This window comes from Marinobacter sp., assembly GCF_041690455.1.
GTDB lineage: Bacteria > Pseudomonadota > Gammaproteobacteria > Pseudomonadales > Oleiphilaceae > Marinobacter.
Genome location: NZ_JAWLHI010000008.1, coordinates 64,023 through 76,634, shown reverse-complemented (window position 1 = coordinate 76,634; position 12,612 = coordinate 64,023). Strand labels below are relative to the sequence as shown.

Below are 12,612 nucleotides of genomic sequence, written 5' to 3'. Positions count from 1 at the left end.
GTTGGCGCCGGGCCGAAGCGGATGGTTTTCTCCTGGGCCAGCCAACGCTCCGGGATTCCGGAAGCAAGGATCAGGCGATTGCCCTCCTCGCGGATAAAGCAGTTGCGGATCATCAGCACCCACTCGGCCGCAGCCCAGACATGATGGCCATCTCCCATGCAGCCCCCACCGGTGGCCGGATGGATGGCCTCTGGCCACTGGCCGGTCGGGGATGCCATATTGGCTACGGCATCCATCAACTCCACATGGCGACGATCACCGGCCCGCAACAGCACCTGGGCCACGTGCAGGGTAAGATAGGCGTTCAGTCCGGAATGAATCATATCCTGGTAGAACGCGCCATGGACAAAGCACCTGTCGATCAGGAAATTGGCACAGTCCAGCAGGCGCTCGTCATCCGGTTTCATGAGTTGGGTGGGATAGCCAGCGGCCAGTGAGCCAATGGCGCCGGCATCCAGCCGGCGATAGGGTGACGCCGGCATGCCTGGACGCTGGAGGCGCAGTTCGCAACTGGCCAGGCTGCGCTCCACCGCCTGATTGAATTCCCGGGCATCGGCGGCAAAGCTTTCACTGGCCTCCCGGTCCTCATCCCGTAGCAGGTTGGCGGCGGCGTTCAGGCCGGCAATCCCCCAGAAGTCATCCCAGTAGTAATAGTCGTTCGGACCCAGATGCTCGGCGCTGAATCCGGCCGGCAACAGTCCCGCGTGGGGCGCATTCAGGTTTTCGCTGAGCCGTTTCTTCTGGATCCAGCGCGCCCCTTTCATGACCGGCGCTTCCCAGCGCTCCGGCAGATCCTGACCGGTTAACTGACAAAAACGGTCCAGAATCCAGAGCACCTCGCCGTTGGCATCCCACTCACCTTCCTGGGAGCGAAAATACCCGTCACGCATCTGACGATCAGCAAACTGGTTGAGTGCCCGCTCGGCCCGCTCGGTCAATCCCACGCTCAACAGCGCGTGGATGATAAAAGCCGCATCCCGGAACCAGAACCGCTTGTAGGTATAAGGCCCCGGATAAACATCCTTTGGGGAATGCAGTATCAGCGAGGTGACCGCGGCGTCATACAGGAACTGGTATTTTTCATCCGGGCACTGCAAGCGCGCGGTATCCTCCCGGACCCGGTGCCAGGCATCCGGTCCGGCCGGCGCCAGGCCAGCCACCTCGAGGGGAATGCTGACCGTCAGTTCCGTGGACTCTCCGGCCGTTACCGGGAACAGGGCAGCGGCGGTGACCATCCCCACGTCACACTTGCCTTCGGTCTCCTGCTGTCGATCCATGAGATGGATGTGCACATCACCCTGTTTGTAATCAGATACGTGATGCCATTCCGGGGTGCGGTCAAATTTAACGGACTGGGTTCCGTCCACCAGCCAGCCGCTGCCGTCCTCCTCCAGCCGAACCTGCTGGATAAAGCTGATGCCCTCCGGATTAGCGGGCCGCAGGGACAACACCAACGAGGCCGTCACGTCCGATTCGGCCCGCAGAGTGAGCTTGCATACCGGCCGCCCATTCTCGATGGCCACCCGGCTGCGGCTGATCAGCTTCAGGCCATCCTGGACCGTTTCGGTGACTACGACCGGGGTATCCCCCAGTTCCTGCCACTGGCGGGCCTGCTTTGCCCGGGAAGGCAGCAGGCAACGCTCGTCTTCGGCCAGCAACCAACCATCCAGTGACCAGCCGTCGTACAGAGGGGTCAACAGCCCCCGGGGATCCACGATAGGCAGTTCATCCACGTCCGGCTGACCGATGGCCGTCCAGTTCCGGTTGGTGAGGTTGATATGGGTTATGGAAAAGGCTCTGGGAACAAAGGCCGTGTCGGTGGGATCGAACTGGCGCTCCACCCAGTAGGGCCAGACCCAGTCCAGGTTGTGCTGGATGACCCGGCTGTTGATCAGTCCCCGGGCGTGAAACACCACACCGGCCCGCAACAACTCAATAGGCTCGCCCACCTCGGAAGGTTGAGCAAAGCCATGCAACTTGCCCAGCAGCGTAATCGGGTCAAGGAAACCATGTTGGCGGGCCACACGCTTGATGATGTAACGCCAGGGTAACCAGTTCATCCAGCTCATCCAGAATCCTCCTGTCCCATGGGTTCGGTTTCCATCCGGTAACGGGCCAATGCCCGTCTGGCCAGACGATTCAGCATCACCACCGCAAGTACAGTGCCGAGAAAACCCGCGCCGTAGATGGTCCACTCCAGCGGAGTACGGGCGCTTTCCCGGACCCCCAGGGTGGACAGGTCAGCGGCCAGCGAGCCGAGGTAAACGTTGTGCAGTGAGAAAGGAATCACCCCGAGAAAGGTACCCGCGACAAAACCGGGGAATGAAAAGCTGGTCAGGCCGAACAGGTAGTTCGATACCTTGCCGGGGAAAAACGGAATCAGTCGTGTCAGCAGTACGATCTTCCAGCCATGGGGTGCCATCTCGTCGGTCACCACCGACAGCTTTGCCCGGTTGCGAATGTAGATGTGGGCGGTCTCGCCAAAGAAATACCGCGCAATCAGAAACGCCAGTCCAGCCCCGATGGTGGTGCCGATCACCACATAAAGGGTACCCTCGACCACTCCGAAAACGAAGCCGGCGCCGGTGGTCAGCAACACTCCGGGCAGCAACAGCACCATGGCCGAAACCATGAGCACAACAAAGAACAACGCCGCCCAGGCGCCCTGCTCATCAAACCACCGCAACAAGTCGACGATTTGCTGGTGCACACCAAGCGCATACAGGAGCCCGACGATCACCCCGACACCGGCAATACTGCCAGCCATCCACAACAGCGGCGATCGGGTCCAGTTGGCTCGTTGTTTCGGTTCGGAGGCAGACACCAAACGCTCAACTCCTTGCCAGAACTGAGATTTCGGGTGCAAATCACCACCCGGACCAGACTTTACCCTAACCCGGGGGCGCGGCTGGTCCCAAAGCTGTAGCCCCTCGGATGGTACTTACAATCGTTCCAGCCGGGCTCACTTGCTCGTCAGGATGGATTGCAGCTTGTGAGTCAGTTCCACTGCCTCGGTGCCCATCGGTGTCAGATAGCCGCCATCCTTCTGGCTGATCAGTCCCTTGGCGAACAGACTCTCGGCAGCCCGGACCGTTTCCGGCGCAGCGGAATGGGCATGCACCTTGATGCCTTCCTGCATGGAGGTCGAGGGAAACTGCAGTAACAGATTGAGCTCTGCAAGGTGGTTCGGCGAGAATGGCATGGCACTTCCTCTTTTTATGATTGATCTGCTTTTCAGTCTAGGCTCAGGTCAGCACTTGGCAAGCACAGGGACGAAGCCAGCATGACAAATAACAGCGAAGAATTCCCGAACTATTACCTGCGGCCACTTCGCCATCTGAATGTGTACCTTTCCGGACTCGTGAAGGGGCGACTGTGGCTCAAAGTATTGATCGGTATGGGGACCGGCCTGGTGGTCGGCACCCTGCTCGGCCCCTCGGTCGGCCTGATCGAGCCGGAAAGGGGACGATTGATCGGTAACTGGCTGGCATTTCCCGGTCACCTCTTCCTCGCCACCATACAGATGATTGTCATACCGCTCGTAATTGCCTCGGTGGTGCGTGGCCTGGCCTCCAGTGAAGATCTTTCACAACTGCGCAAGCTGGGTATGCGGGTATCGATTTTCTTCATCATCACCACGGCAATTGCCGCCTCTATTGGCCTCTGGGTTGGCGGCCTGATTAACCCCGGGCGCATGCTGACCGGGCTGGCCACACCAGTGACGGAAGCCTCTGACGAGGTGGTGAATGCCACAATGCCCAGCGTTGAGGACCTTCCCCAGACTCTGTTGGGGCTGCTACCCGGCAATCCCCTGGATGCCATGGTGGAGGGCCAGATGCTGCAGGTAGTGATCTTCTCGATTATCGTCGGCGTTGCACTCGTCAGCATGGCACCGGCAAAGTCCCGACCGATGCTGGACCTGCTCGATTCCCTGCAACAGGTCTGCATGACCGTGGTGCAATGGGCGATGCGCCTGGCGCCCTTCGCCGTCTTTGGCCTGATGGCCCAGCTCACCACCACCATCGGGTTCCGGGCCATGCTGGGCATGGGCTCCTATGTCTTGACCGTCCTGCTGGGACTGCTGATATTGCTGGGATTTTATCTGCTGATCCTGAAGTTTCTGGGGGGTGAACACCCAATCCGCTTCCTCAAGGACACCCGCGATGTCCTGCTGCTGGCATTTTCCACTTCCAGCTCTGCCGCGGTGATGCCGCTGTCCATCCGGACCGCTGAAGACAAACTCGGGGTGCGGCCCTCGATCTCCGAGTTCGTGATTCCCCTGGGCGCGACCATCAACATGAACGGCACCGCACTCTACCAGGCGGTGGCAACCGTGTTCCTGGCCCAGGTCTATGGAATTGATCTTGGCTGGGGCAGCATGGCGCTGGTAGTTGCCATGGCGGTCGGCGCGTCCATCGGTTCACCGGCCACACCCGGCGTTGGCATCGTCATCCTTGCCATGGTGCTCCAGACCGTGGGCATACCGCCAAGTGGCATCGCATTGATCATGGGGGTGGACCGGATTCTGGACATGTGCCGCACTGCCATCAACGTCACCGGTGACCTGGTGACCTGCCGGCTGATGGAGAACTGGTCAGGCACCCGGTTGCCGTCGGAACCGGCACCGGCCGATTCGTAACTGCAACAAATTGCATCATTGCGATTACAGTTTATGAGACCCCGGCCCTTTGCCACAGGGCCTCTGGCTGAAATAATAGGCAACTCACGTCCACCTGGCAGTAGGCGGCTAATTACGGACCATGGCAAAACGATCACAACTTCTGTCCTGCGCTCTCATTTCGATGATGCTCTCGAGTGCCGTGCTGGCCGATGGCATCAAGCGCATCGTGCATCCGGATGGCACCGTCGAGTACACCAACACCAAGAGCCAGGACGCGCCGATTGCCTCCACCGGCAACGAGACCGTCTATCGCTATACCGATGAGAACGGCGTCGTTTCGTACAGCAGTATCCAGCCAAACAACGCCACGTTCGATGTCATCCGCTTTCACTGCTACGCCTGTGACCCGAACTCGAAAGTCGACTGGCGCAAGACCCCACTGTTCCTTTCCCCCTACCGGCAGGAAATCCAGGCGGCGGCCACTGAGTTCGATGTCGACCCGGCCCTTGTCCGGGCCGTCATTCACGCCGAATCCGCTTTCAATCCCAAGGCACTGTCTCCCAAGGGTGCCCAGGGGCTGATGCAACTGATGCCGGGCACCGCGAAGGAACTCGGCGTGAGTAACGCCATGGCGGCCGCCGAAAACATTCGTGGCGGCGTGAATTATCTGGCCCGGATGCTGGCCCGCTTCAATGGGGATATTCGCCTGGCAACTGCTGCCTACAACGCCGGCCCTGGCGCCGTCACCCGCTACAAGGGGGTTCCCCCCTACGCCGAGACCAAGGCCTATGTGGAGCGGGTGGGCATTCTGCATGAGCGTTACGCTTCACGATAGCCAGGACCAATCGCCCAGATCCGCCTGGTCCAACAATTCACATTGGCACCACCGGCTCCCAGTGACTATGAAGAGTAGACACGTGTTGGAAAGGGCTCTGGTGTCATGGAATCGACCCGCAAAAACATCTTCGTCTTTGGCTCGGATGAATTCAATCTGTCCCTGATGCGGTCACTGGACACTCAGAACCGCTACAAGTTGCACAGCCTTTACCATTACAGTGAGATCAAGGCCGGCGAGGAATTTCCAGTACGGGAGTTGTACGAGGGCGCCCAGGAAAAACTGCGGAACTTCAGGGGAACGGTCGACGGGATCGTGGGTTACTGGGACTTCCCGGTGAGCACTCTGTTGCCGCTGCTAAGGAAACCCTATGACCTTGCATCTCCCAGTCTTGAGTCGGTGCTGAAGTGTGAACACAAATACTGGAGCCGGCTTGAACAACGCCGGGTCATCCCTGACTTCATTCCGGACTTCTGCGCGGTCGATCCGTTTGCGGACGATTATCGCCAGCAAATCACCCTTGATTACCCGTTCTGGATCAAACCCATCAAGTCAGCCTCATCCTACCTTGGGTTCAAGGTCAGGAATGATTCCGAACTGGACCATGCCATCCAGAGAATTCGTGACGGAATCGCACGCTACGGCAATCCTTTCAACTACGTGCTGCAATTTGCCCAACTGCCGGACAAGGTCGCCCGGATACACGGCAACTGGTGTCTCGCTGAGCAGATCATATCGAAGGGCAGGCAATGCACGCTTGAGGGGTACGTGTATGATGGAGAGGTTACCGTATACGGCATTGTCGACTCTATTCGGGAAGGCAAACACCGCTCCAGCTTCTCACGGTACCAATACCCGTCTTCGATCCCCCGGCGCGTCCAGCAACAAATGATCTCTGTCATTGACCGCTTTCTGCGCCACATTGATTTTGACAACGGGCCATTCAATGCCGAGTTCTACTGGAGTAGCAGCGATCGCATCTCGTTGCTTGAAGTGAATACCCGTATTTCCAAATCACACTGTCCATTGTTCCAGAAGGTGGATGGCCATGCTCACCACAAAGTCATGGTGGAACTGGCCTTGGGCGAAAAGCCCGACTTTCCGGCCCGGCAGGGTCAGTTCAGGATCGCGGCAAAATTCATGTGGCGCACCTATGAAAACGCCATCGTCAAAAAGGTGCCCGACGCCCGGTCTCTGGCCAAACTGAAGGAGCAGTTTCCGGAGTCGGATATAGAGTTACATATCGAGCCCGGCATGAAGCTGTCATCACTGGCCGACCAGGACAGCTACAGCTATGAAATTGCCGTGATATTCCTGGGCGCACAGAGCCAGCAGGAATTACTGCAAAAATACCGTGACATACAGGGTTTGATGGATATCGAGCTTGAACCTCTGAGCGGAAAAACGTAATCGCCAACCACAGGGACAACTGCATGAAAACTGTCGACAAGCTCCCTGAACCTGTCCGGAACATTGAACACCAATGGATTCCGATGCCAGATGGCATTCGTCTTGCCGCCCGGATCTGGTTGCCGGAATCCGCTGAGCGTAGGCCGGTTCCAGCGATCCTGGAATACATCCCCTACCGAAGAAGAGACGGCACGCGCCTACGAGATGAGGCCAACCACCCGTATTTTGCCGGCCGCGGCTATGCCTGTATCCGGGTGGACATCCGCGGTAGCGGGGATTCCGAAGGTGTGCTGACGGACGAGTACCTGCAGCAGGAACTGGACGACGGCGTCGCCATCCTGGCGTGGCTGGAAGAGCAACCCTGGTGCAACGGCCGGGTGGGAATGATCGGAATATCCTGGGGCGGTTTTAACGGTCTTCAGATCGCCGCTCTGCAGCCACCGCAACTGAAAGCCGTGGTCAGCGTCTGCTCGACGGATGACCGGTACGCGGACGATGTCCACTATATGGGCGGCTGCCTTCTGGGTGACAACCTGTCCTGGGCATCGGTCATGTTTGCCTACAATTCCCTGCCGCCGGACCCAGATATCGTCGGAGACCGCTGGCGCGACATGTGGTTCCAGCGTCTGGAAGGCAGCGGACTCTGGCTGGAAACCTGGCTGCAGCACCAGCATCGCGACGATTACTGGCGCCATGGTTCGATCTGTGAGGATTTCTCCAGGGTCGAGGTGCCGGTCATGGCCGTCAGCGGCTGGGCCGACGGTTACTCCAACGCGGTTTTCCGCCTACTGGAAAAACTCCCGGGTCCACGTGTGGGCCTGATCGGTCCCTGGAGCCACAAATACCCGCACCAGGGCGTGCCGGGACCTGCGATCGGATTCCTCCAGGAATGCCTGAGATGGTGGGACAAATGGCTGAAAGGCCGTGAGACCGGGATCATGGAAGAACCCATGTTACGAGCCTGGATGCTCGACAGCATGCCACCTTCCACGTCTTACCATCAGCGCTTTGGGCGCTGGGTCAGTGAGGCAAAATGGCCTTCCCCGTCCACTATCGAGCGCACCTATAAGCTTGCTCCCTATCGGCTGGTGGAAAGCCACAGTACGGCGGAGGTCGCCTCCCTGGCTCTCCAGTCGCCTTTAAGCAACGGTTTATTCGCCGGTAAATGGTGCTCTTACAGCAACACCCCCGACCTGCCCCACGATCAAAGGGAAGAGGATGGAGGTGCCCTCGTTTTCACCACAGAGCCACTGGAGGAGCCGCTGGAGATACTCGGGGCACCGGTGGTGGAGCTCAATCTCTCGGCGTCGGAACCAGTGGCGATGATTGGCGTCCGGCTGTCAGATATGCGCCCGGATAACAAGGTAACGAGGGTCACGTACGGGTTACTTAACCTGGCCCACCGGGAAAGTCATGCTTCACCATCGCCCCTGAATCCGGGAACTACCTATCGTATCCGATTACGACTCAACGGCATTGCCCAGAAATTTCCCCGCGGCCACAGGCTCCGCCTTGCGGTATCGTCATCCTATTTTCCTCTGGCCTGGCCACCCCCAAGGTCTACCCAGCTAAAAATCCATACCGGGGGTAGTCGGCTGATCCTGCCGGTGCACCCCCCAAAGCCTCAGCAAATCAGCTTCCCCGAGCCGGAAAGTACACCGGCCAGCGAGAAGACACAGATTCGAGAGGGGCACCATGACTGGCGTGTGATCCGGGAACTCGACAAGGATATATCCACCCTGGAGGTCATCAACGACAGCGGAGTGTATTACCTGGCAGACCCCGACCTGACGATCGAGCAAAGTGTGAAAGAGTGGTACTCCTACCAGGCCGATGACTTCTCTTCCGCGCGTGGCGAGACACTGGCTGTCAGAGCCTATCAACGGGGAGACTGGAGTATCAGGACCACCACCAGGACAGTACTGACCTGCGACGGCCAGAATTTCTACCTGGACGCAGAATTGGATGCCTTCGAGGGGAAACGGCGGGTTTTCTCCCGAAACTGGAACCGCATCATCAAGCGGAACCTGGTGTAGCAGGATCAAGAGGCTGGGAAAAGTGACGACCAGCGGTCCGGAGTATTCCCCGGACCGCTGGCAGAGAGGCCGCGGGCTTTATTCAGCCGAGGCAATCAGGCTGGCGTTGCCACCCGCTGCCGTGGTATCCACGCAAAGATGCCGCTCAATCACGTAGCGCTGATCCAGCTTGTGCTCGGTGATGATTGGAAGCAGGGCGCCGTCGCGTTCGGCCAGAGCCTGACGGTACTGCTTCAGCAGCGGTTTCTCGGCCACGCTGACCACCGCCTCGAAGCCGGACAGCTCGGCCAGGGCGTCCGGATCGAGCACGCCGTTGACTGCCACAATGGGCAGGCCGGCCCTGGCGGCATCCGCCACCTTCTTCTCGGCATCCGGCGCAATGACTACCACCTGGTTGCCCTGGGACAGCGCGGTTGCCGCCTGCTCCATGGCTGAATCGGCATCCGGTCCCAGACACAGGACCACGCCCCGGGCATGGAAGGACAGATGGTTCTGCTCACCGGTGGGCCCGGGCATTTCCAGATAGCCCTTGTCCATGGGCGCCGGAACCTCTCCGAAGAACGGCTTCAGGGTTTCCTGACGTTCCTCCGGCCTTGGAGCCTTGCCCGAGGCCACCTGGTTGATCAGCTTCTGTGCCTTGTCCGCACCGATGACCTTGTCGCTGGAGCTGGACGGCTTCTCGACCGTCTCCCCTTTGACGAAACGACGGACATACAGCGGGCCACCCGCTTTGGGGCCGGTACCGGAGAGGCCTTCACCACCGAACGGCTGGGAGCCGACAATGGCACCAATCTGGTTCCGGTTCACGTAGGTGTTGCCCACGTGGATCCGGCTGGCGATATGCTCGATCCGACGGTCGACCCGGCTGTGGATACCAAAGGTCAGGCCATAGCCCTTGGCATTGACCGCGTCCACCACCTTGTCGATGTCCTTCGCTTCGAAGGTAGCCACGTGCAGTACCGGGCCGAAGATCTCTTCCTCCAGCTCCTCGATGCCGCTGACCTTGAGCACCGCCGGCGAAACGAAACGGCCCTTGGTCGGCACTTCCACTTTCTTCAACAGCTTGCCGGCCTGCTCGAACTTGTTGCAGTGGTCGACAATCTTCTTCTGGGACGGCTCATCGATCACCGGGCCCACGTCGGTAGACAGCTGCCACGGATCACCGATACCCAGTTCTTCCATGGCGCCGTAGAGCATCTCCAGCAGGTTATCGGCAATGTCTTTCTGGACGTAGAGCATCCGCAGTGCGGAGCAGCGCTGGCCGGCACTCTGGAACGAAGAGGCGAGCACATCCCGCACCACTTGCTCAGGCAGCGCGGTGGAGTCCACGATCATGGCGTTCAGGCCGCCGGTCTCGGCCACCAGCGGCGCGTCCGGTGCCATGTGCTCGGTCATGGCCTTGTTGATACGCTGGGCAGTGGCCGTAGAGCCGGTGAAGCACACACCGGTCACGCGGGCATCGGAGGTCAGCGCGGAGCCTACGGTGGCACCAGTACCCGGCAGAAGCTGGATGGCATCACGGGGGATACCCGCCTCATGCATCAGCTCAACCGCGCGCACCGCCAGCAGCGAGGTGCTCTCGGCCGGCTTGGCCACAACGGCGTTACCCGCCGCCAGGTTGGCCAGGATCTGGCCGGTAAAGATCGCCAGCGGGAAGTTCCACGGCGAGATACAACACATAACGCCACGGGCCTCGCCATCCTTCTCGTAGCGGATGCCTTCATTGGCGTAGAACATGGCGAAGTCGACCGCCTCGCGGATTTCCGCTACCGCATCCAGCAGGGACTTGCCGGCCTCACGGGTGGTCAGGGCAAACAGCTCGTAGGCATGTTCCTCGTACAGGTCACCCACCTTGCGAACGCAGGCCGCGCGTTCTTCGGCCGATCTGGCAGACCAGCCCTTGAAACCCTCCTGGGCGGCGTCCAGGGCTACGCTGATATCGGCCTCGGAGGTGAAGGTGATGTGGCCCACCAGATCATCGGGGTTGGCCGGGTTACGAACCTCGTGGACTTCGTCGCTGGAAGACTCCACCGCAAGCACGGGGCCGCCCTTCCACTGGTGTTCCCTGAACCTGCCACGGCCTTCTTCAATTTCCGCCACGGTCACCGGATCCGTGATATCCCAACCCTTGGAATTACGACGCTGGTCACCGAAGATCTTCGCCGACGGCACAATGGCCTTGCTGGAGATGTTCTCACCCAGCGCCAGCACAGCGTCGATGGGATCCTTGGCAATTTCTTCCGGGGTAATGCTGGTATCGACAATCTGGTTCACAAAAGAACTGTTGGCGCCGTTTTCCAGCAGGCGCCGCACCAGGTAGGCCAGCAGGTCCTTGTGGGCACCGACCGGTGCGTAGATCCGGCAGGGTACGCCGCTGTCCTGCAGTACCTGATCGTGCAGGGACTCGCCCATACCGTGCAGACGCTGGAATTCGAACTTCGAACGGTCCAGATCCTTTGCCAGCTCCAGAACCGCCGACACAGAGTGCGCGTTGTGGGTGGCGAATTGCGGGTAGATGCGGTCGGTCATGCCCAGCAACTGCTTCGCGCAGGACAGGTAGGAAACGTCACTGCAGGCCTTGCGGGTGAACACCGGGAAATCGCTCAGGCCCATCACCTGGGCACGCTTGATCTCGGCATCCCAGTAGGCGCCTTTTACCAGGCGCACCATGATGCGACGGTCCAGTTTCTCGGATAGCGCATACAGCCAGTCGAGGGTCTGGGCGGAGCGTTTGCCGAATGCCTGAACCACCACGCCGAAACCGTCCCAGTTCTGCAGTTCCGGGTCGGAAAGAATGGCTTCGATGACATCCAGGGACAGATCAAGACGATCCTGTTCCTCAGCGTCGATGTTGAAGCCCATATTTGCGGCCGCCGCTTTTTTGGCCAGTTTCAGGGCGCGGGGCAAGAGTTCATTCATCACCCGCTCCTTGTGGCCGTACTCGTAACGGGCCAGAAGGGCGGACAGCTTCACGGAAATGCCCGGGTTGGTGCGCACATCGCCTTCGCAGTTCTTACTGATGCTGTCGATGGCGTCGGAATAGGCCTGGTAGTAGCGCTGCGCATCGGCATCGGTACGTGCGGCTTCACCGAGCATGTCATAGGAGTACGTGTAACCACGCTCAACGTAGTACTTGCCACGCTCCTGGGCTTCCTCGATATCGCGCCCCAGAACGAACTGGCGCCCCATCTCCTTCATGGCCTGCCCGGCCACGGTGCGAACCACCGGCTCGCCCATGCGCTTTACCAGCTTGCGCAGGGTCTCGCCAACGCTCTGGCGCTCGGAGTCCTTAAGCAGGTTGCTGGTCATCAGAAGCGCCACGGTCGCGGAGTTGATCATCCCGGACTGGGCCTTGCCCACGTGAGCGCCCCAGTTGCCGGAGGTGATCTTGTCTTCGATCAGATCGTGGATGGTGAGGTTGTCCGGCACCCGAAGCAGGGCCTCAGCCAGACACATCAGCGCAACGCCTTCCTTGGTGGTGAGCCCGTATTCCGCCAGGAACTTCTCCATGATGGTCGGGCGGGCATTCTCGCGGACGCTACGCACCAGGTCTGCGGCGCGGGTGGAGATCGCCTCGCGCTCGGCCTGGGACAACTGGGCGTCAGCAATCAGCTGGTGAATCACCGCATGCTCGTCCGCCAGATAGTTCTGCCGGATTGCCTGGCGATGTTCGTTGAGGTCAGGATTCACTGATTGCTGTCTCATAGTTG

At 59.8% G+C, this 12,612-nt stretch carries 8 protein-coding genes; 4 read left to right on the top strand and 4 right to left on the bottom strand.

The window, feature by feature from the left end:
- The 3 genes from ACESMW_RS03315 to ACESMW_RS03305 all read right to left on the bottom strand — a co-directional run.
- Positions 1-2,069, bottom strand: a 2,069-nt coding sequence (locus ACESMW_RS03315) for a hypothetical protein (protein ID WP_372985655.1), incomplete at its 3' end; no start/stop codon positions are given.
- Entirely contained in the window at positions 2,066-2,824 is a 759-nt protein-coding gene (locus tag ACESMW_RS03310) for a TVP38/TMEM64 family protein (RefSeq protein ID WP_372985654.1), read from the bottom strand. The genes ACESMW_RS03310 and ACESMW_RS03315, both read right to left, overlap by 4 nt.
- Before the next feature lie 138 nt (positions 2,825-2,962).
- Positions 2,963-3,202 carry a TIGR02647 family protein gene (locus tag ACESMW_RS03305; protein ID WP_092001511.1) on the bottom strand — a complete coding sequence of 80 codons (240 nt, stop codon included), beginning with the start codon at positions 3,200-3,202 and terminating at the stop codon, positions 2,963-2,965.
- 81 nt (positions 3,203-3,283) lie between these two features.
- On the opposite strand from ACESMW_RS03305, the gene ACESMW_RS03300 reads away from it, so the two are divergent.
- From ACESMW_RS03300 to ACESMW_RS03285, 4 genes are all read left to right on the top strand, one after another.
- Positions 3,284-4,639, top strand: a complete 1,356-nt coding sequence (locus tag ACESMW_RS03300; RefSeq protein ID WP_372985653.1) for a dicarboxylate/amino acid:cation symporter — start codon at positions 3,284-3,286, stop codon at positions 4,637-4,639.
- A gap of 121 nt (positions 4,640-4,760) precedes the next feature.
- Complete coding sequence (locus ACESMW_RS03295) at positions 4,761-5,456, top strand: lytic transglycosylase domain-containing protein (protein WP_372985652.1); 696 nt, start codon at positions 4,761-4,763, stop codon at positions 5,454-5,456.
- Between the two features lie 105 nt (positions 5,457-5,561).
- Positions 5,562-6,866: an acetyl-CoA carboxylase biotin carboxylase subunit family protein gene (locus ACESMW_RS03290; protein ID WP_372985651.1), complete on the top strand. Its 1,305-nt coding sequence runs from the start codon at positions 5,562-5,564 to the stop codon at positions 6,864-6,866.
- 23 nt (positions 6,867-6,889) lie between these two features.
- Entirely contained in the window at positions 6,890-8,902 is a 2,013-nt protein-coding gene (locus tag ACESMW_RS03285) for a CocE/NonD family hydrolase (RefSeq protein ID WP_372985650.1), read from the top strand.
- A gap of 78 nt (positions 8,903-8,980) precedes the next feature.
- On the opposite strand, the gene putA is transcribed toward ACESMW_RS03285, so the two are convergent.
- Positions 8,981-12,607, bottom strand: coding sequence for a bifunctional proline dehydrogenase/L-glutamate gamma-semialdehyde dehydrogenase PutA (gene putA, locus ACESMW_RS03280; RefSeq protein WP_372985649.1), 3,627 nt, complete (start codon positions 12,605-12,607; stop codon positions 8,981-8,983).
- Positions 12,608-12,612: the final 5 nt, after the last annotated feature.

What these genes read in the sequence shown, in the direction of transcription:
- ACESMW_RS03285 (WP_372985650.1), top strand. Translation starts at nt 6,890, where the DNA reads ATGAAAACTGTCGACAAGCTCCCTGAACCTGTCCGGAACATTGAACAC.
- ACESMW_RS03295 (WP_372985652.1), top strand. Translation starts at nt 4,761, where the DNA reads ATGGCAAAACGATCACAACTTCTGTCCTGCGCTCTCATTTCGATGATG.
- ACESMW_RS03290 (WP_372985651.1), top strand. Translation starts at nt 5,562, where the DNA reads ATGGAATCGACCCGCAAAAACATCTTCGTCTTTGGCTCGGATGAATTC.
- ACESMW_RS03300 (WP_372985653.1), top strand. Translation starts at nt 3,284, where the DNA reads ATGACAAATAACAGCGAAGAATTCCCGAACTATTACCTGCGGCCACTT.
- ACESMW_RS03305 (WP_092001511.1), bottom strand. Translation starts at nt 3,202, where the DNA reads ATGCCATTCTCGCCGAACCACCTTGCAGAGCTCAATCTGTTACTGCAG.
- putA (WP_372985649.1), bottom strand. Translation starts at nt 12,607, where the DNA reads ATGAGACAGCAATCAGTGAATCCTGACCTCAACGAACATCGCCAGGCA.